The following is an 18,995-nucleotide window of genomic DNA, read 5'->3' as shown; positions in this document are numbered from 1 at the left end:
CGCATGGCACGTCCGGACCATTTCCGTCTTGGTCCTCCTCGGTTACGGCTTGATCTGATCTTGCCGCCCCCGCACCGCTCAGGTCTTGATCTCTCCGCTGAAGATGTCGTCCTCCGGGGGCAGCGTGAGCGCGACCCGCTCCCCGAACGCGTACAGCAGCGTCGTCGAGGCGACCTCGACCGGCTGCCCCTGGTTGAGATAGCTGAAGCGGTGCCTCACCTTGCGCAGCCGCCCCGCCTCGTCCAGATACGCGTCGAACGGCACCGCGTCCGCGCCGAACCCTTTCGCCGCCGCGGCCAGCGCCCCGCGCGCGTCCGCCGACGCCGTCCTCGCGGCGCGGCCCAGATCGGTGACCCCCCTGAAGTGGCGGACCCGCACCCCGGCCAGATCCTGCTCACCGACGAAGGTCACATCCCGGGCGGCCCGCAGCAGTTCCGCGGAGGTGAGCGGATCCGTCACCCCGCCGGTGACCAGATTCCCGTCGTCCAGGGCCGTCGAGTCCACCCTGACCCACTTGTCGGCGGGCACCCCGGCCCCGCGGTTCTTCATGTAGAGCACGCCCGGCGAGAGCAGTTCGGTGATCGGCCGGTGCCCGCTCGTGCCCGCGGGGTCCCTGGGCAGGACGACCTGGAGCCGCCCCATCCGGCGGCCGAAGTCGTAGCCGCCCTCGCCCCTGATGGTCACCCGGGTCCCGCCGGCCGCCATCTCCATGGACGTCCGGGCCTTGGAGCTGCCCGCGGCGCGCAGCACGTCGGCCGCCTTACGCACCGCCCCGGGGTCGCTGCCCACCCGGTCGTCGGCCGCCACGCCACCGCTCACGGAACAGCCACCGCCGGCCACGACCCCCGCCAGGGCCAGGGCGGCGAACGCCGCTCCTCTGTGTCCGTGCTGCCGCACCACCATCGCCTGCCAACCCCCAACGCGTGACCGCCGTTTGTCCGATGCTCAACCGTTCCGGATAACGACGTGCCCCGTTCCCCGTCACGCCGGACCCGGTCACGGGGCGCGGACTCACCGGTACGGTGGAGAGGTGAGCGAGCACGACGTCTCCGAACCCCCCACCGCCCTCTCCGCCATATCCCCCGCGTCCCCCGCGTCCCCCACCGCGGTGCGTACGGCGCATACGGCCTCGACGGTCGAACGCGGGTCGTTCTGTCTGGCGCGCTGCACCTGCGGCTGGTCGGGCCCGGCCCGAAGAGCCCGCGACCGCGCCCGTACGGACGCCACCGCCCACGCCGGGGAATCCGGCGACACCGGGGACGCCCCGCGCTGAGACTCCGGCCGCCCGAGGGAACCCGCCGCACCCTGTGACCCGTCCTGTACTCCAACGGATCGCCATGGGGACGCGGTCATCGGGAGGGGCGTACATGGAACGGCGCACACTGCTCACCGCCGCGGTCGGCCTGACCGCCACGGCGACGGCCTGCTCAAGCCCTGAAGGCAGCGGCACAGGCAGCGGGAGCGGAAGCGGGACGGGCGACTCCGGTAAGGCGCCGGGCCGGCCGGAACCGTCCCGGCCCGCTTCCGTGTCCGCCACCTCGACAGGACCGAGCTGGACCGCGCTCGCGCGGGGGCTCGACGGCGATCTCGTACGGCCCGGCGACGCCGCGTACGCCACGGCCCGGCAGCTCTACAACACCCGCTACGACGACCTGAAGCCCGCCGCCGTCGCCTACGCCTCCGGCGAGGACGACATCCGCGCGTGCCTCGCCTTCGCGCGCACGCACCGCACGCCCGTCTCGATCCGCGGCGGCGGCCACTCGTACGCGGGCTGGTCCAGCGGCAACGGCCGGCTCGTCATCGACGTGACACGGCTCGACTCGCTCACGTACGCGGCCACGGAGACCACCATCGGCGCGGGCGCCCGGCTCTCCGGCGTCTACCGCGCGCTCGCCGCCCACGGCCGGACGATCCCCGCCGGGTCCTGCCCCACGGTCGGCGTCGCCGGGCTCACCCTGGGCGGCGGACACGGCGTCACCAGCCGCGCCTACGGGCTCACCTGCGACAGCCTCCTCTCCGCGACCGTCGTCACGGCCGACGGCAAGCGCCTGACCGCCGACGCGCGGCGGAACAAGGACCTCTTCTGGGCGCTGCGCGGCGCCGGGAACGGCAACTTCGGCGTCGTCACCGAGCTGCGCTTCCGTACCCACCCCGCGCCCGAGGTCGTCGTCGCGAACGCGAGCTGGCCCTGGGCGAAGGCGGACACGCTGCTCGCCGCCTGGCAGAAGTGGGGGCCCGAGCAGCCGGACGAGATCTGGTCCGCCCTCCACCTCTCGGCGGGCCCCGGCGGCGGTACGCCGACCGTCTCGCTCTCCGTCCTCTCCCTCGGCACCGAGCAGGACCTCAAGAACGCGGTCGACCGGCTCGCCGACGGCCCCGGCGGTCCCGGCTCCGCGCGCTCCGTCTCCGTACGCCGCCGCGGCTACGAGGAGGCGATGCTCGGGTACGCGGGCTGCGCCGGCTACTCCGAGGAACAGTGCGGCCTGCCCGGCACGACCCCCGGCCGCGCCCCCGGGGGCATGCTCACGCGCGAGACGTACGCCGGCGCCTCCGACTTCTTCGACCGCTCCCTCTCCGCCGCGGGACGGCGCGCCCTGACCGGCGCGGTCGAGGGGTTCACCCGGCTCCCGGTCGCCCAGGGCGGCGGCGGCACCATCGCGCTCACCGCGCTCGGCGGGGCGGTCAACCGCGTCGATCCGGCGGCGACGGCCTTCGTCCACCGGCGCTCGCGGATGCTGGCGCAGTACGTCGGCGCGTGGCGCTCCGGCACCCCGGGAACCGAGCAGCGGGCGTGGCTGAAAGCCGCTCACGGAGCGATGCGCCGGTACGCGTCGGGCGCGGCCTACCAGAACTACGTCGACCCGGCGCTGACCGACTGGCGCACGGCGTACTACGGAACGGCGGCGGACCGGCTGGCCCGGCTGAAGCACCGGTACGACCCGGACAGGCTCTTCGACTTCCCGCAGGCGCTGTAGGGCCCGTACGGCGGGACACCTGCCCGTACGGCCGGGGCGCCTCCCCGTGCGGGCGGGGCGCCTCCCCGTACGGCCGGGGCGCCTCCCCGTGCGGGCGGGGCGCCTCCCCGTGCGGGCGGGGCGGACGCCCGCTCCTTCGGTATGACACGTCTAGTCCGTACGGCCCACCGAGGTGGCCGTACGGTACGCCCGGCGATGACCTGGTAGCAGACCCGCACCGCCAGGCCACCGACCACAAGGGCGTACTCATGCACCGACCCGGAAACCGCCCCGGAACCGGACTCCGGATAGCCGTACCCGTCACCGTCACCGCCGCCACCCTGCTCCTCCTCGCGCCGGGCGCCGGTACCGCGTCGGCCGTCGACCGGCCGACCGATCCGGGTGAGCTGAGGCTCATCGACACCGCGGCGGGCCCGGCGCTGGCCGACCGGTCGGGCAACCCCCTCTACCTGCGGACGGCGGACCGGTCCGACGGCCCGCCGTGCACGGGCGCGTGCGCCAGGACCTGGCCCGCGGCCACAGGCTTTCCGATCAAGGCGCGGGGCGTGACGGCCATCACCTCACGGACCCTGCTGCGCGCGGCGAACAGCGGCCGGCCGCAGGTCGTCTACAACGGGTATCCGCTCTACTACTACAAGAACGACCGGCCGAACCACCCCGAGGGGCAGCACGTGCCGGGCTTCAGCCTGGTGGCCCCGGACGGCACCGCGCTGACGACGGGCGCGGGTACGGGCGCGGGCGCGTCGACCTCACCGCGGCGCTCGGCATCGGCGCGTCCCGCGACCTCACCGCGGCCGTCCTCGTCCGGGACGATCTCGGCCACCTCCCGGGCCAGACCCCCGACGGCCCCGGCCCCGGCCACCACTTCAGCCACCCGGAAGGCCCGCACCCCGGCCACCGCCTCCCGGAATGCCTCCACCCCGGCCACGCGGAAAGCCGGCACCTCGGCGCCCGCCACGGTCACACGGAAGGCCTCCGCCGCCCCCATGCCTCCGGTCACCCAAAGGGCTTCGGCCGCGAGCAGCCCGTCCGTCGGGGCGATCCGGGTCACCCCGTCCGGCGCGGCTCGGGGCGGCGCCGACCACCCGGTCGCCGCCGCCGGCACCACGGGCTCCGCCGGACGCGACCGCGTGGCCGAGCTGTCCCTCGCCATCGGCACCACCGCCGCCGCCTCCGCGGGCACGATCCTGGTGGTACGCCGCCTCCAGCGCCGCGCGACGGGCGGGGAGCCCTGACCGGAAAGGCGGGCGGGACGGACCGCGCGATACGGGTGCTGCTCGCGGTCGCGGTCCTGGGCGCGGCCACCGCCGTACTGCTGCGCCTGACGGCCGCGCCGCCCGCCGCACCGCACCACGCGACGGCCCCCGCCCGCGAGCCCCGCCTCGTCCGCGTCACGGACGCGCCCTCCGCCCCCGTAAGGCTGCGGATCCCGGCGCTCGGTGTCGTCGCCGCGATCCAGCCGCTCGCGCTCGACCCGGCCGGCACGCTGGACGCGCCGAGCTTCCGGCACGCGATGAAGGTCGGCTGGTACGCGGCGGGACCGCGCCCCGGCGAGCCGGGCCCGGCCGTGCTGGTCGGCCACCGGGACGCCCCGGCCAACCCGGGCACCGTCCCGGTCCGCAACGGCCGGGACAACATCAAGAACGCGGTCTTCGCCAAGCTGGGCCGGCTGCGGGTGGGCGACGCGATCGAGACGGAGTCGGGCGACGGCACCCGGCGGCAGTTCCGGGTGACGGCGGTCGACACGTACCCGACGAAGCGTTTCCCCACCGGGCGGGTCTACGGTCCGGTGCCCGACCCGCAGCTACGGCTGATCACCTGCGGCGGGGTCATCGACGCGGAAGGCCACTGGGACTCGAACGTGGTGGTCAGCGCGGCGGTGGCCCCGTGACCGAGTGCGTCAGGCGGCCAGGTTGTTGTCGTCCGGGCGCGGCTCGGGGATGCCCAGGGGCCGCGTACCGCCGACCGCGTCGACGGACCCGTCGGCGCCCGCCGCGCGGTCCGCCTCCCGCGCGCGCCGCGACCGTACGAGAACGCCGAGCCGCGCCGAGCGGGAGACCGCCGAGACCAGCGGTGTCAGCAGCGCGAGCGCGAGGGGCGTCAGGAGCAGGGCGACGGCCGTGCCGAGGGCGAAGCCGCCGATCACGTCGGTCGGGTAGTGGACGCCCATGTAGACGCGGCAGAAGCCTTCGAGGAGGGCCAGGCCGATGGCGGCCATGCCGAACCTGCGGTGCGCGATGAAGATCCCGACGGCTACGGCCATCGCCATCGTGGCGTGGTCGCTGACGAACGAGTAGTCGGTCTTGCCCGTGACGAGGACTTCGATGTTCCTGTGGTCGACGAACGGCCGCGGCCGTTCCACGAACCCGCGGATCGGAATGTTGACCAGCAGGGCGATCCCGGCGGCGAGCGGCGCCCAGACCAGCCCGGCGACGGCCGTGACCGAGTCCTCGGCCGAGCCGCGGCGCCGCACGCTCCACCAGCACCAGAGCGCGACCAGCACCAGCGCGAGCAGGATCCCGTACTCACCGGTGAACCCCATGACGCGGTCGGACCAGGACGGGGCGTCCTTGGCCAGTCCGTTGATGTCGTAGAGCAGGCCGACGTCGGGGTTCGAACCGTCCAGTACGAGTCCAGCCATCTGCTGCGGCCCCTTGCCTTGTAAGCCCGCCGCGGCACACCTCCGTGTGCGCCGCTTCCACCAACCCCCGTGGTCGGTACGGAACATCTGCGCGACATGCCGCGCGATCAGAGTGATCAGTACCGCAGCTACCGTCCAGGGAACGGCCTACGCGCCGCCGCCGTTCCAGTCTCTACCGAACGATCACCATGACGTTATCGAAGAGTGACACAAAGTCGCAGCTCAGCGCCGCTCCAGGACGAAGACTTCCGGCCACTTGGCCGACCGGTCGTCGGTCACTCACCCCGCGCCCTGCCACCGTCCGATCGGCGCCCGATCGCCGAACGCCCGCCCGGTTCAGGCTTCGGGACGGCTTCCCGGCAGTTCGGTCGGCAGCGATTTCGCGCCGTCCTCGGTGACTCTGGTGGCCCCGAAGTAGTCCGGGGTGTCGATCTTGTCGAACCGGATCACGGCACCGGTGAACGGTGCGTTGATCATGTACCCGCCCCCCACGTAGAGCCCGACGTGCCGGATGGCCCGCGAGTCGGCGAGATCGTCCGAGAAGAAGACGAGATCCCCGGGCAGCAGCTCGTTCCGCGAGGGATGCTTGCCCGCGTTGTACTGGTCGTTGGCCACCCGGGGCAGCTCGATCCCCACGGTCCGGTACGCGGCCTGCGTCAGCCCCGAGCAGTCGAACCGGCCCCCTTGCTCGGCGGTCCCGTTCCCGCCCCAGAGGTAGGGCGTGCCGAGCTTCTGCTGCGCGAAGTAGATGGCCGCGGCGGCCTGCCTCGACGGCTCGACCCGCCCGACGGGCCGGGCGAAGCTCTTCTCCAGCGTGCGGATAATCTTGACGTAGTTCTGGGTCTCCCGGTACGGCGGGACGCCCTGGTACTTGATGACCGCGTACGCCCCGGCGTTGTACGCCGCGAGCATGTTGGCGGTCCGGTCGCCGGGCACGTCCTTCACGTACTTGGCCAGCTCGCAGTCGTACGAGGCGGCGGAGGGGATCGCGTCGGCCGGGTCCCAGATGTCCCGGACACCGTCCTTGTTCCCGTCGATCCCGTGGGCCTCCCACGTACCGGGGATGAACTGCCCTATGCCCTTGGCGTTCGCCGGGCTCTGGGCGCTCGGGTTCCACCCGCTCTCCTGGTACAACTGCGCGGCGAGCAGTGCGGGGTTGATGGCGGGGCAGAGGTTGCCCCAGGTGGACACGATGTTCTGGTACGCGGCGGGAACGGCCCCCTTGGCCAGACCCACGGCCCGGCCGCCCCCCGCGGCACCGCCGACGAGTCCGGCGGCTGCGGAGTAGGTCCCCACGACGAGCAGGGCGACGAAGGACATCGACAGCCCACCCGCCCCGGCCACGGCCAGCCATGCCTTACGCACCGTCACCCACCCTCCGCCTCAGGGCCCCTGTCGATTGGCCAGTGTAGGCGGGAGGCCCCCGGATCAGGGGGTGCACTTCGAGGACATGAGGACACAGGGGGCGCACGGCACCGGCGGACCGGTCCGTGCCCGGGGCGGCCCTCCGACGGCATACCGGCCTGTACCCGGATGATCAGGACCATAAAGGTGTACCAACGACAGTCATTGCCCGGAGTCACGCCGCGTGATACACAGAGTAACCGTACGCAGTCGCGCACCACCCGCTCCGTGGCAGGTCAGGGCCCCGGGTCGGTCATCTGTGCGGGGATCGGGTAAAGAGAGCCGCCAAGCGGCCCACGAGGCCGGTTCCATCAGCGAAGATAGAGCGTGACCCGTGTCATGGGGCACGGGCGTGAATGACCCAACAGGGGCGGTGAGTTACATGTACCTGGCGGCCGAAAAGGGCGACATCACCACCATCATCGGTGGCATCGCGCCCAACTGGGGGCCTTTCGGGACACTGGGGAACGAGGCCCGAGTCATGATCGAGGTGGTGATGGCCGTGGCCATCCTCCTCTGCCTCGGCATCGCGATCTGGGGCGCGGCGAAGCAACGGATCGGGGCGACGGCGCTCCGGGACACCTTCAGCGCGGAGCAGGGCAAGGGCCTGATCGTCGCCGGGCTGACCGGCGTCTTCATCATCGGCTCACTGGGCACGCTGTTCACCATCGTGTACGGCATGGCCGTCTAGCGACGGGCCGGCCCCGCCGCCCTCCGTCTCCTTCCCGGCCTCCCCTCCCCTCTCCTAGCCCCCGCCCACCCCTCAACCCCACCTGTCCCTCGCACCCACCCGCTGAGGTTGCGTCACCCTGATGTCGAGTCACCACACCGCGCCCGCGCGGGAACCAGCACGGCTACCGTCGTACTACGCGAAATCGCACACGGCTGAGGGAGCGTACGCGGCATGAGCTTCGGCGACGAGCACGGCTACGGCGGCGACTCGGGCCGCAAGGACGACGGCTTCGGCGGCTCGGGCCAGACCCGTACCCGCCTGCCCGACCCCAGAGGCACCGCCCCCTACGGCGGCGGCCCGCGCCGCCCGGGGCGCGGCTCGCGCTCCCTCGTCACCGTGGTGGGCGTCGTCGTCCTGCTCATCGCCGCCATCGCGTTCGTGAACCGCGGAGGCGACCGCGACACGGCGGGCAACTCCGCCAAGGGCGCGGCGGGCGCGGGATCGGACCCGACGGCGGCAACGGGCGTGAAGCCGGTGACGGGCCGGAACGGAACGATCCCCTCGGGCTTCGCCAAGAACGAACAGGGCGCGGCGAGCGCGGCGGCGAACTACGCGGTGGCCCTGGGCTCGGACGGCATGTTCCACCGGGACACCCGCCACACCATCGTCGACAGCGTCTACACCCCCGAGGCGGCGGCCCGGCTGAAGGGACCGCAGGACCAGGCGTACTCCCCCGAGTTCCTGCGGAAACTGGGCCTGGACGCGGAGGGCAGCCCGCCACAGGGCAGCGACTTCATCTCCCGGACGATCCCGGTGGGAACGAAGGTGGAGAACATGGCGGGCGACACGGCGAAGGTGTCGGTCTGGTACACGGGGCTGATCGGAATGTCGGGCCCCGACTCCACGGACCCGGTGCGTACGACCTGGCAGACGGGCACCTTCGAACTGCGCTGGTCGGGCAACGACTGGAAGATCGCCGCGGAATCGCAGAAGGACGGCCCGGCGCCGGTCCCCGGCGATGTCGCGGCCTCCACGGCGGACGAGATGAGCAAGGCTGTCGAGCAGTTCGGAGGCTTCACCTATGCCCGGTAGCCGACGCCCAGGCGCCTCTTCGATCGTCGCGTCCCTCTTGGGCGCGTCGGCGCTGGTCCTCACCCTGGCCACCCGTGCGTCCGCCGCGCCTACTCCCTCACCGTCGCCGTCGCCCAGCGCCGACGAAAGCGTCTGCAACCTGATCGTCGGCAAGGCCAAGGACTACTGCGAGGACGGCGAGAAAGGGGCCGGGGCCCCCAGCAGCACCACCTCGGACCCTGCCGACGCCCTCGACCCCCTCGCCTCCCTCGCCCGTGGCTGCGCCGACGCCGCCGCGTGGATCGTCGGGAAGCTCAGCGCCGCCGTGAAGGAGACCGCCAACGTCGACTTCACCAACGCCGCCTTCCTCCGCCAGTACGCCGTCGTCTTCGCCGCCTCCACCATCCTCACCCTCGTCCTCTGGCTCCTCGCCGTCGCCAAGCGCGCCATCCGGGGCGTCCCCCTCACCACCGCGCTCTCCGAGGCCATCGGCTTCCTCTGGCTGACCGTGCTCGCCTCCGCGTTCACCCCGCTCATCCTCTACACCGTCGTCTCCGCCACCGACGGCGTCACCGAGGTCATCTCCACCTCCAGCGGCGGCCAGACGGACGTCTTCTTCGGCGGCTTCTCCGAAGCGCTCAAGAAGGGCGACAGCATCGGCGGCGGGCCGATCATGCTGATCGTCGTCTCGCTCGTGTCGATCCTCGCCGCCGGTGTCCTCTGGCTGGAGCTGATCATCCGGGCCGCCCTCCTCTACGTCGGCGCGCTGCTCGGCACCGTCGTCTACGCCGGGCTCGTCGACAAGAACATGTGGGGGCACGTCCGCCGCTGGGCCGGGATCATGATCGCCGTCATCATGGTGAAACCGGTGATCGTGATCGTCCTCGCCCTGGCCGGCGCGCTCTCCGCCGACAGCGGCCCCGACGCGCTCTCCGCCGTCGTCTCGGGCCTCGCCATCATCATCCTCGCGATCTTCGCCTCGGCGATGATCTACCGCTTCGTGCCCGGCTTCGGCGACGAGGTCGCCTCCGCCCGTACCAACCGCAAGCAGGCCACGGACGGTTCCCAGGCCGCCGCCCTCATCAGTTCGCCCGCCGCTCTCGTCTCGCAGGGCATCAAGACGCACAGCGGCCGCGGCGGCCAGGGCGACGGCGGAGGCGGAGGCGGCGGGGGCGCGCGCCCCGCCAACCCGGTCTCCGGCGGCGTCGCCGCGCACAGCGCGCGCAGCTCCTCCGGAAGCGGCGGCGGAGGAGGCGGGGCAGGCGGCGGGCATGTTCCCTCCGTCGCGCCCCCGCCCCGCTCCAGCCCCACCAGCTCCACCCCCCACAGCGCACGCGGCTCACGCGGCACCGGTAACGGCAACAACAGCACTGGAGGTGGAGGGCGTTGACGACCCACACCCAACCGATGGCGCCCCGCCGTACGTATCTCATCGGCCGCGCCAGGCCCAACGCGATCGTCGGCAAGAACCGCGAGACCGGCGAGATCGCCCTGATCATCGCCGGCGCGTTCGTCGGCATGATGTGCGGTCTGCTGGTGCCCGTCCTGTCCCTGCGGATCGTGACGCTGACCGGCTTCCCGCTGCTGGCGCTCGCCGCCGTGTACGTGCCGTACAAGCACCGCACGGTCTACAAGTGGTTCGAGATCAACCGCAGCTTCAAGCGCACCCTGCGCAACGGCACCGTCTACCGCTCGGGCGCCATGGAGGCCGGCACCCGGACCGACGGGCGCGAGGTCGAGGTCGGCCCGCCCCCCGGCATCGGCCGGATCAACTGGCTGGCCGCGCCCTTCGGCCCGGACGAGATCGCGGTCCTGCTCCACGCCGACCGCCGCACCGTCACCGCCGCCATCGAGATCGAGGGCCCCGGCGTCGGCCTGCGCGACAGCGAGGACCAGGAGGCCCTGGTCGACCGCTTCGGCACCCTCCTCAAGCATGTCGCCAACGGCGACGGCTTCGTCACCCGCATCCAGATGCTCGCCCGTACGCTGCCCGCCGACCCCGACGCGCACGAGAAGGACGTGGCCCAGCGCGGCGACGCCTCCTCACCGGGCTGGCTCCAGGACTCGTACGACCAGCTCCAGTCGATGGTCTCCACCTCCAGCGAGCAGCACCGCGCCTACCTCGTCGCCTGTATGCACTACACGCGCGAACTGGCCGCCGAGGGCCAGGCCATGGCCCGCGCCGCCCGCCAGGCCGCCGGGAGCAAGAAACTCGACCGGGACGCGGGCCTCGCCGTCGTCATGGCCCGCGAGCTGACCGACATCTGCGCCCGGCTCGCCGAGGCGGACATCCGCGTACGGCAGCCCCTCGGCCAGGGGCGGCTGGCCTCGCTCGTGCACTCGATGTACGACCCGGACCACCCCATCGACCACATCCAGGCCATGACGAAACGAAACGCCTGGCCGGCCGAGCTGGACGCCATGGAGCCGACGTACCTCCAGGCCAAGACGCGCGAGTCGTCGACGCGCGCGCCCTGGTGCCACTCCACCGCCTGGGTCAAGGAGTGGCCCATGACCCCCGTGGGCGTCAACTTCCTGGCGCCGCTGCTCGTCCACACCCCCGATGTGATCCGTACGGTCTCGGTCACGATGGACCTCGAACCGACCGAGATCGCCATCGAGCGGATGCTGACGGAGAAGACCAACGACGACGCGGAAGCCAGCCGCGCCGCCAAGATGAACCGTACGGTCGACCCGCGCGACATCGCCGCGCACGGCCGGCTGGACCAGCGGGGTGAAGATCTCGCCAGCGGGGCAGCGGGGGTCAACCTCGTCGGGTACATCACCGTGTCGTCCCGGTCTCCCGAGTCCCTTGCCAGGGACAAGCGGACGATCAGAGCGTCGGCCGGCAAGTCGTACCTGAAGCTGGAGTGGTGCGATCGCGAGCACCACCGGGCCTTCGTGAACACCTTGCCGTTCGCGACCGGAATCCGCCGCTGACACCGGCGGCCCCTCGCCGCCCCAGCCGTCACATCCCGCCGTAGCCGCCGTATCCGCCGTATCCGCCGTAGCCGAAGAGCCGAAAGGGGCCTGTGGTGCGAGATCCGCTGTCCATCCTCACGGAAGCCTTCACCAGCTTCCTCTTCGGGAAGGTGGAGACGACCCGGCTGCCCGTCCGTACGTCGACGGGCCAGGCCCAGGCCGTCTACCTGCCCACCGCGGCCCCCGGCCTCGGCGACTCGGGTGTGATCATCGGCCGTGAGGTCTACAGCGGCAAGGGCTACATCTACGACCCCTTCCAGTTGTACGGACAGCAGCTCCCCGCCCCGCACTGGCTCGTCCTCGGCGAGTCAGGCAACGGCAAGTCGGCGCTGGAGAAGACGTACGTCCTGCGCCAGCTCCGCTTCCGCGACCGCCAGGTCGTCGTCCTGGACGCCCAGGGCGAGGACGGCTCCGGCGAGTGGAACCTCATCGCCCAGCAGCTGGGCATAACCCCCATCCGGCTGGACGCGATGGCGGCGCTCGACCACGGGATCCGGCTCAACCCGCTCGATCCGTCGATCACCACGACCGGGCAGCTCGCCCTGCTCCGTACGATCATCGAAGTCGCCATGGGCCACGGCCTCGACGAGCGCTCCGGCTTCGCGCTGAAGGTGGCGCACGCCTACGTCAACGGGACGATCACCGACCGGCAGCCCGTGCTGATGGACATCGTCGAACAACTGCGCCATCCGAAACCCGAGTCGGCCGAGGCCATGAACGTCGACCTGGACGACGTACGGGCCTGGGGCCTGGACGTCGCCCTGGTCCTGGACCGGCTGGTCGACGGTGACCTGCGCGGCATGTTCGACGGGCCGACCAGCGTCGGGATCGACCTGGACGCCCCGCTGATCGTCTTCGACCTCTCGCACATCGACCGCAACTCGATCGCCATGCCGATCCTGATGGCGATCGTGGGCGTCTGGCTGGAGCACACCTGGATCCGCCCCGACCGCAAGAAGCGCATCTTCCTGGTCGAGGAAGCCTGGCACATCATCAACTCGCCCTTCGTCGCCCAGCTCTTCCAGCGGCTGCTGAAGTTCGGCCGCCGGCTCGGCCTCTCGTTCGTGGCGGTGGTCCACCACCTCTCCGACGTGGTCGACGGCGCCGCCGCCCGCGAGGCCTCCGCCATCCTCAAGATGGCCTCGACCCGGACGATCTACGCCCAGAAGGCCGACGAGGCCAGAGCGACGGGCCGGGTCCTCGGCCTGCCCCGCTGGGCGGTGGAGATCATCCCGACGCTCACCCCCGGCATCGCGGTCTGGGACGTCAACGGCAATGTCCAGGTCGTCAAACACCTGGTCACGGAGGCGGAACAGCCGCTGGTCTTCACCGACCGGGCGATGACCGAGAACTCCGAGGCGTCGGACGCCGCCGACGCGGCCGAGGCCCGGCGCACCGGGCTGCTGCCGGCGGACCCTCACCAGCCGCACGAGGACATGCGGGCCGCGGAGTGGGAGGCGGAACAACGGGCCGCCCTCCTCGAACGGCAACGGCAGTTCGACGAGTCCTCCGAGTCGACGGTGGCGTGACATGCCGCGCCACCACCAGGAGGAACGGCGGCCAGGACCGGGCGGACCAGGCGGCCAGGGCGGCATCCCCGACGGGCTGCTGGTGGGCCTGCTGGGCTTCCTGCTCGGGCTGACGCTGCTGGTCTGGACGGCCACGGGGCTGGCGGGGCTGTTCACCCACGGCGGCTGGCCGCGGGGAGTGACCTTCACACGTACGCCGCTCGCCATACGCGAACTGGCCTCGGCGCCGCACGACCTGCCGGGCGCCTGGCCCCAGACCCCGCCGGGAGAACTGTCGGGGTACGGACTGTTCTGGGGCCTGCTGATCAGCCAGCTCATGGTGCTGACCGTCCTGACGGTGTTCGTGCTCGGGGTGACGGCGCGCTACCGGGCGGTACGGGCGAGACGCAAGGAGAAGCAGCGGTACGAACGGGACGCGGGGGACGCCCTACCCCGCCAGACCGCCGCGCAGGCCCACGAGCCCGCGCTGGAACACCCCCTGGAGCACGCGCCGGCGGCCCACGCGCCGCCGGCGCACGACACGTTCGGCGAGAGCCCACAACGGAGACCGGGCCCGGCCCCGCAGCCCGCCCCGGGCCCGAGACCGAGCCCGGCCCCCGCACCGGACCCGTCGGTATCCGTCCCGCTCCAGGAACCGCCCCCCGCACCGGCCCCGGTGCCCGTCCTCGCCACGGTGTCCGTCCCCGCCCCGCGCGTACGGTACGGCGACCCCGCAGGCCGCCGCCCCGCCGCCGTCCAGGCCGTCCTGGAGGCCGCAGGCCCCGCCCTCGTCGTCACCTCCGCCCCGGCCGTCTGGGCCGAGACCAAGGACGCGCGGGCCAAGCTCGGCCCCGTCCTCGTCTACGACCCGGGCCACCTCTGCGACACCCCCGACCGGCTCCACTGGTCCCCCACCGCCGGATGCGAGGACCCCGCCACCGCCGCCGCCCGCGCGACCGCGCTGCTCTTCCCCGTACGCCCGCGCGCCCTGCTCGACGCCGCCATGGCCGACACGGCGGAGACGCTCCTGCGCTGCTGGCTGCATGCCGCGGCGGTGGACGCGCGGCCGGTGAAGCAGGTGCTGCGCTGGGCGCAGGGCGGGGGCGCTCAGGAGGCCGTACGGATACTCCGTACGCACCCCAAGGCGGCCTCGGGCCTCGCCGGACTGCTGGAGTCCGCGCTCACCGGACACCCCGAACGCCGGGAGGTCGCACAGCAGTTGACGGCGCGTGCGCTCTCCGCCCTTTCGTCGGTCCATATCCGGAACGCCTGCACACCGAACAGAACCGATGCCCTCGCGTTGGATTCTTTTGTGAGCGAGGGGGGCACGCTCTATGTGGTGGGCGAGTCGATCGAAGATCCCCGCGCCCGCCCGGGTGCGATGCCGCTGCTCACCGCACTCACCTCAAGCGTGGTCGAGCACGGCCGCCGCATGGCCGCACGGTCATCTGACGGTCGGCTCGACCCACCAATGTCCCTCGTCCTGGACGATGTGGCGGCGGTGGCCCCGTTCCCCCGCGTCCCGGAGCTGCTGACCACCGGCCAGGAGCGAGGCATGCCGACACTTGCCCTGCTCCGCTCCCGGCAGCAGGGCAAGGACCGCTGGCCCCACGAGGACCTGCCGGACGCCCCTCAGGGCCGCGGCGGACCCTAGCCGGCGGCGGGCTGGGTGAAGCGGATGCTGTTGCCGAAGGGGTCACGGAGGCCGCAGTCGGTTCCGTACGGACGTTCGGTGGGCTCGTCGGTGAACTCGACACCCCGGGCCAGCAGCGTCTCGTACGTCTTACGGCAGTCGTCCGTGCTGAAGAAGAGCGAACCGCCCGTCGCGCCCTTGGTGACCAGCTCCCGGACCTGCCGCGCCGTCTCCTCGGACATCGCGGGAGGCCCCGGCTTCTCCAGCAGGACCTGACGCTCCGGGTGGCCGGGGACGCTGACGGTCAGCCAGCGCATGAAGCCCAGGTCGACATCGGTGTTGACCTCCAGGCCGAGCTTGCCGACGTAGAAGTCGAGGGCTTCGTCCTGGTCGAGGACGTAGATCTGCGAGTGCGTGATGGCGTTGAACATGTTCATCACGCTACTGGGCGAGCCGGGCGAAAACTTATCCAGAACTGCTCGGCCGCATCCACGCCATCGTGAAGCAGTTCGGCACGCCGGCGGCCTCCGCTTCCCTGGCCGCAGCCTGGGCCACGGCCTCTTTCCGGTACGTCCTCGGCGACCGCCCGACGATGTCGTGGAACGTCCGGCTGAAGGTCCCCGGACTGCCGAAGCCCACCTCGAAGCAGATGTCCGTCACGCTGTGGTCGCTCTCCCGCAGCAGGAACATGGCCCGCTCGACACGACGGCGCTGCAAGTAGCGGTGCGGCGTCTCACCGAACGTCGCCCGGAACGTGCGGCTGAAGTGCGCCGGCGACACATGGGCGATCCGGGCCAGGGCCGGGACGTCCAGCGGCCGCGCGTAGTCGCGGTCCATCGCGTCCCGCGCGCGGAGCATCCGGCGGTTGGTCTCTTCTGCGGCGCGGCTCACGCCACCATCACACCACGCTCCCGCCCGCCCGCTCAGGGACGCGCGATCGCGCACTCCAGCTCCTTCGCCGAGGGGTCGCCCGCCATCGGCACGGTCACCCCCGTCGGTACGAAGCCGAGCTTGCGGTACGCGGCGGCGGCCCGCGGGTTCCCCTCGTGGACATGGAGCCGTACGCGCGCGAGCCGCGGGTCCTCCAGCGCCCACGCCCAGTCGAGGGCCGCCGCGACCAGCCCGCCGATGACCAGGCCGCCCCGGTGCTCGGGCCGTACGAAGACGCCGACGAGATGGCCCTGGGCCCGCTCGACGGTACCCCCGAAGAAGTCCTCCCGCCCGGCCTCCTCGACCAGCACGGCCACCGAACCCGACCACCTCCCGTCGGGCGCCTCGGCGACGAACTCCAGGGAGCGGATCCCCTGCCGCGCCGAGAAACCGGCCGCACGCTCCTGCCAGACGGTGTCGGGATACGCCACGGCCGCCTCGTACGTCTCCAGAAAGGCCACCGGCGCCGCCGGATCCCGGAGCGCGTCGAGCCGCAGCTCCCTGGTCCGGGGCCATTCGTCGGGCCGTACCGCCCGTATCACGTGGTCCATGCGCCGATCCTCCGCGCGCACCGCCCCGCCCGCAACGCGTTTTCCTCCCCCGGCACACGCACGCCTCCGTACCTCCCCGGTACTACGCGGCGCCCCGGCGCCCGCCCCCGGTACGACGATCCGCGCCCACCCGCTGCCTAGCGTCGACACCATGGACAGACCACACGGCACCGGGGTGGTACGCGCCCTCCTGGGCAGCGCGGCGGCGCTGACCCTGCTCGGCATGCTGCCGTACGACGTCGTGCGCGACGCGATGAAGTACGCACCCACGAAGGCTTCGACGGCCCTCACCTCGGCCCGGCCGGTGGCGGAGGGCGCGTCACCGGGAGGCGCGCTGCTCGCCCTGGCGCTGACGGCGGCGGTGACACTGGTCCTGGCGAGCGCCCTGCTCAAGCGCCGCGACGTCTGACAACTCCCGGCAACCCCCGGACAATTCCCCGGAAGAACGACGAGGGCCACGAGAATATGGATGTGGACACAACGGCGAAGGAACGCGTCACGGACGCCCACGCCACCGCGGGCCGTGGCGCCCCCGGCCAGGGCTGGTCGGCCGGTGCCCAGCCGCTCACGGGCCGGCTGAACCGGCTCGCGGGCCGGATCCGGCGCTTCGACCGCCGGCACCCCCTGACCTGGGACATCCACCTCACCGCCTGCTTCGTGCTGGCGGCGCTCATCGACGCCTCGGGCGGCTGGCGGACCACTGCCCTCGATCCGGACACGGCGACGTGGCTGGTGACGGTGGTGAGCCTCGGGCTCTCCGTACCCCTGCTGTGGCGCCGCAGTCACCCGGTCACCGTGGTGCTGGTGACACTGCCGTTCGCCCTGGTCAACGCTTGGAGCGGAGCCCACCTCCAGACGGGTTTCCTCGGGGGCGTCGTCCTCTGCAACATCGCGCTGCGTCTCCCGCTCCGTACGCTCGCCGGCTCCGCCGGCGTGGCACTGGCTCCCTTCGTCCTGGCCGTCACCCGCTATACGGACGGCAGTTGGAACCACTACATCGTGCCGGGGTCGAACGTCGTCCTGATGGGCGCCCTGCTGGGGCTGGCCGTACGCAGCCGCCAGGAGTACACGGCCTCGCTGGTGGAACGCGCGCGGCGGCTGGAGATCGAGCTCGACCAGCAGGCCCGGCTCGCCGCCGCTGCCGAACGCGCCCGTATCGCACGGGAGATGCACGACATCATCGGCCACAACCTCTCCGTCATCACGGGCCTCGCGGACGGCGGCTCCTACGCGGCGGAGAGGAACCCGCGGCGCGCGGTGGAGGCGCTGGAGGCCATCGGCACGACGAGCCGCCAGGCCCTCACCGAGCTGCGCCGCCTGCTGGACGTGCTGCGCGAGAACACGGACGCCGGGGCCGTCGAGGCCGCCGAGCTGGCCCCACAGCCCGCGCTGGCCGATCTCCACCACCTGGTCGACGGTGTACGGGCCGCCGGTCTGCCCGTACACCTGACGGTGCGCGGACACGCAGGCCCGCTGCCGGCCGGGCAGCAGCTCACGGTCTACCGGGTGGTGCAGGAAGCCCTCACCAACACGCTCAAGCACGCGGACCCCATGGACCGCACCGGCGGGCCGATCCGGGCCGACGTGGACGTGTCCTACGCCCGGGACGGCGTGACGGCGACCGTCACCGACTCCGGAGCACCCGGGCCCGCGCACCGGGGCGAGCCCGCCACCGTCACGGGCCGGGGCCTCACCGGCATGCGCGAGCGTGCGGCCCTGTACGACGGCACACTTGAGGCCGGCCCGCTGCCCCACCCGGCGAACGGCTGGCGCGTACAACTCCACCTCCCCGGCCCCCGGAAGGACACCGCAGACCAGTGACCACCGTGCTCGTCGTCGACGACCAGCCCTTGCAGCGCTTCGGCTTCCGCATGCTCCTGGAGAGCCAGGACGACATGACGATCCTGGGCGAGGCCGGCAACGGTACGGAGGCGGTACGGCTCGCGGCGGAACTCCACCCGGACGTCGTGCTGATGGACATCCGTATGCCGGGCCTGGACGGTATCGAGGCCACCCGCAGAATCGTGGCGACCGGCAGCCGCACCAGGATCCTCCTCCTGACGACGTTCGACCTGGACGAGTACGCGTACGCGGGGCTGCGGGCGGGCGCGAGCGGCTTCCTCGTCAAGGACGCGTTCCCGGAGGAGCTGCTCTCCGGGATACGGGCCGTGGCGAGCGGAGACGCGGTGGTGGCGCCGAGCCTCACCCGCCGTCTCCTGGACGCGTTCGCCCACCACCTGCCGACGGCGAACACTCCCCCGGCTGCCGCTGCGGACGCCCATCCGAAGCTGGCCCGGCTCACCGACCGGGAGCAGGAGATCCTCACCGCCGTCGGACGCGGCTGGTCGAACCAGGAGATCGCGGGGCGCTTTCATCTCGCCGAATCGACGGTGAAGACCCATATCTCCCGCATCCTCGCCAAGACAGGCGTACGCGACCGCGTCCAGGCGGTGATCCTGGCGTACGACAGCCGGCTGGTGACCCCGGAATGACCGGCGGCGGGCGCCCGCGAAGAGATCCAGAACCGCAAAAGGTCCGGAACGCAGAAATGCCCCGCACCAGAAGGTGCGGGGCATTCCCACAATAATTGTTCGGCGGCGTCCTACTCTCCCACAGGGTCCCCCCTG

At 72.3% G+C, this 18,995-nt stretch carries 19 protein-coding genes; 13 read left to right on the top strand and 6 right to left on the bottom strand.

Features of this window, described 5'->3' with window-relative positions:
* Nucleotides 1-78: 78 nt before the first annotated feature.
* Complete coding sequence (locus ACFXPL_RS25450) at nucleotides 79-903, bottom strand: hypothetical protein (protein ID WP_384923799.1); 825 nt, start codon at nucleotides 901-903, stop codon at nucleotides 79-81.
* A gap of 172 nt (nucleotides 904-1,075) precedes the next feature.
* Here ACFXPL_RS25450 and ACFXPL_RS25445 point away from each other — a divergent pair, with 172 nt between their 5' ends.
* The 4 genes from ACFXPL_RS25445 to ACFXPL_RS25430 all read left to right on the top strand — a co-directional run bounded on the left by ACFXPL_RS25445 (nucleotide 1,076) and on the right by ACFXPL_RS25430 (nucleotide 4,866).
* Nucleotides 1,076-1,273: a hypothetical protein gene (locus ACFXPL_RS25445; RefSeq protein WP_384923877.1), complete on the top strand. Its 198-nt coding sequence runs from the start codon at nucleotides 1,076-1,078 to the stop codon at nucleotides 1,271-1,273.
* Between the two features lie 94 nt (nucleotides 1,274-1,367).
* A complete protein-coding gene (locus tag ACFXPL_RS25440; protein WP_384923797.1) occupies nucleotides 1,368-2,975 on the top strand; it encodes an FAD-binding oxidoreductase in 1,608 nt (535 codons plus the stop codon).
* A gap of 248 nt (nucleotides 2,976-3,223) precedes the next feature.
* Entirely contained in the window at nucleotides 3,224-4,210 is a 987-nt protein-coding gene (locus ACFXPL_RS25435) for a hypothetical protein (protein WP_384923795.1), read from the top strand.
* Between the two features lie 35 nt (nucleotides 4,211-4,245).
* Nucleotides 4,246-4,866 (top strand): sortase domain-bontaining protein, encoded by a 621-nt coding sequence (locus ACFXPL_RS25430; protein WP_384923793.1) that lies wholly within the window; start codon nucleotides 4,246-4,248, stop codon nucleotides 4,864-4,866.
* Between the two features lie 9 nt (nucleotides 4,867-4,875).
* On the opposite strand, the gene ACFXPL_RS25425 is transcribed toward ACFXPL_RS25430, so the two are convergent.
* Both ACFXPL_RS25425 and ACFXPL_RS25420 read right to left on the bottom strand, forming a co-directional pair.
* On the bottom strand, nucleotides 4,876-5,616 hold the full coding sequence (locus ACFXPL_RS25425) for a phosphatase PAP2 family protein (RefSeq protein WP_384923792.1): 741 nt from the start codon (nucleotides 5,614-5,616) through the stop codon (nucleotides 4,876-4,878).
* Between the two features lie 336 nt (nucleotides 5,617-5,952).
* Nucleotides 5,953-6,936 carry an NlpC/P60 family protein gene (locus ACFXPL_RS25420; protein ID WP_384923875.1) on the bottom strand — a complete coding sequence of 328 codons (984 nt, stop codon included), beginning with the start codon at nucleotides 6,934-6,936 and terminating at the stop codon, nucleotides 5,953-5,955.
* A gap of 466 nt (nucleotides 6,937-7,402) precedes the next feature.
* Here ACFXPL_RS25420 and ACFXPL_RS25415 point away from each other — a divergent pair, with 466 nt between their 5' ends.
* The 6 genes from ACFXPL_RS25415 to ACFXPL_RS25390 all read left to right on the top strand — a co-directional run bounded on the left by ACFXPL_RS25415 (nucleotide 7,403) and on the right by ACFXPL_RS25390 (nucleotide 14,908).
* Nucleotides 7,403-7,711: a hypothetical protein gene (locus tag ACFXPL_RS25415; protein ID WP_003985768.1), complete on the top strand. Its 309-nt coding sequence runs from the start codon at nucleotides 7,403-7,405 to the stop codon at nucleotides 7,709-7,711.
* Between the two features lie 213 nt (nucleotides 7,712-7,924).
* Entirely contained in the window at nucleotides 7,925-8,785 is an 861-nt protein-coding gene (locus ACFXPL_RS25410; RefSeq protein ID WP_384923790.1) for a hypothetical protein, read from the top strand.
* Nucleotides 8,775-10,154 carry a hypothetical protein gene (locus ACFXPL_RS25405; RefSeq protein WP_384923788.1) on the top strand — a complete coding sequence of 460 codons (1,380 nt, stop codon included), beginning with the start codon at nucleotides 8,775-8,777 and terminating at the stop codon, nucleotides 10,152-10,154. Before ACFXPL_RS25410 ends, ACFXPL_RS25405 begins: the two co-directional genes overlap by 11 nt.
* A gap of 17 nt (nucleotides 10,155-10,171) precedes the next feature.
* A complete protein-coding gene (locus ACFXPL_RS25400; protein WP_384923873.1) occupies nucleotides 10,172-11,704 on the top strand; it encodes an SCO6880 family protein in 1,533 nt (510 codons plus the stop codon).
* A 95-nt stretch (nucleotides 11,705-11,799) separates the two neighbouring features.
* A complete protein-coding gene (locus tag ACFXPL_RS25395) occupies nucleotides 11,800-13,275 on the top strand; it encodes an ATP-binding protein (RefSeq protein WP_384923786.1) in 1,476 nt (491 codons plus the stop codon).
* Between the two features lies 1 nt (nucleotide 13,276).
* Nucleotides 13,277-14,908, top strand: a complete 1,632-nt coding sequence (locus ACFXPL_RS25390) for a type IV secretory system conjugative DNA transfer family protein (protein WP_384923784.1) — start codon at nucleotides 13,277-13,279, stop codon at nucleotides 14,906-14,908.
* On the opposite strand, the gene ACFXPL_RS25385 is transcribed toward ACFXPL_RS25390, so the two are convergent.
* From ACFXPL_RS25385 to ACFXPL_RS25375, 3 genes are read right to left on the bottom strand one after another with little or no spacing between them, the layout of a single operon-like run.
* Nucleotides 14,905-15,318, bottom strand: coding sequence for a VOC family protein (locus tag ACFXPL_RS25385; protein ID WP_384923782.1), 414 nt, complete (start codon nucleotides 15,316-15,318; stop codon nucleotides 14,905-14,907). The two genes, ACFXPL_RS25390 and ACFXPL_RS25385, sit on opposite strands and share 4 nt — an antisense overlap.
* Before the next feature lie 34 nt (nucleotides 15,319-15,352).
* On the bottom strand, nucleotides 15,353-15,778 hold the full coding sequence (locus ACFXPL_RS25380) for a helix-turn-helix domain-containing protein (protein WP_384923780.1): 426 nt from the start codon (nucleotides 15,776-15,778) through the stop codon (nucleotides 15,353-15,355).
* 32 nt (nucleotides 15,779-15,810) lie between these two features.
* Complete coding sequence (locus tag ACFXPL_RS25375; RefSeq protein WP_384923778.1) at nucleotides 15,811-16,368, bottom strand: GNAT family N-acetyltransferase; 558 nt, start codon at nucleotides 16,366-16,368, stop codon at nucleotides 15,811-15,813.
* Nucleotides 16,369-16,519: 151 nt separating this feature from the next.
* Here ACFXPL_RS25375 and ACFXPL_RS25370 point away from each other — a divergent pair, with 151 nt between their 5' ends.
* Genes ACFXPL_RS25370 through ACFXPL_RS25360 form a run of 3 tightly spaced genes read left to right on the top strand, consistent with a single transcriptional unit; the run spans nucleotide 16,520 to nucleotide 18,860 of the window.
* Nucleotides 16,520-16,777 carry a hypothetical protein gene (locus ACFXPL_RS25370; RefSeq protein WP_384923776.1) on the top strand — a complete coding sequence of 86 codons (258 nt, stop codon included), beginning with the start codon at nucleotides 16,520-16,522 and terminating at the stop codon, nucleotides 16,775-16,777.
* Nucleotides 16,778-16,833: 56 nt separating this feature from the next.
* Nucleotides 16,834-18,189: a sensor histidine kinase gene (locus ACFXPL_RS25365; protein ID WP_384923774.1), complete on the top strand. Its 1,356-nt coding sequence runs from the start codon at nucleotides 16,834-16,836 to the stop codon at nucleotides 18,187-18,189.
* The gene (locus tag ACFXPL_RS25360; protein WP_384923772.1) at nucleotides 18,186-18,860 is read left to right on the top strand and encodes a response regulator; all 675 of its coding nucleotides are present in this window, start codon (nucleotides 18,186-18,188) and stop codon (nucleotides 18,858-18,860) included. The genes ACFXPL_RS25365 and ACFXPL_RS25360 overlap by 4 nt, the downstream gene beginning before the upstream one ends.
* Nucleotides 18,861-18,995 lie beyond the last annotated feature (135 nt).

It is taken from the genome of Streptomyces sp. NPDC059092 (genome assembly GCF_042756365.1).
In the GTDB taxonomy this organism is placed as follows: domain Bacteria; phylum Actinomycetota; class Actinomycetes; order Streptomycetales; family Streptomycetaceae; genus Streptomyces.
The sequence above is the reverse complement of the archived record's forward strand: the minus strand, read 5'-3'. Positions and strand labels throughout refer to the sequence as shown.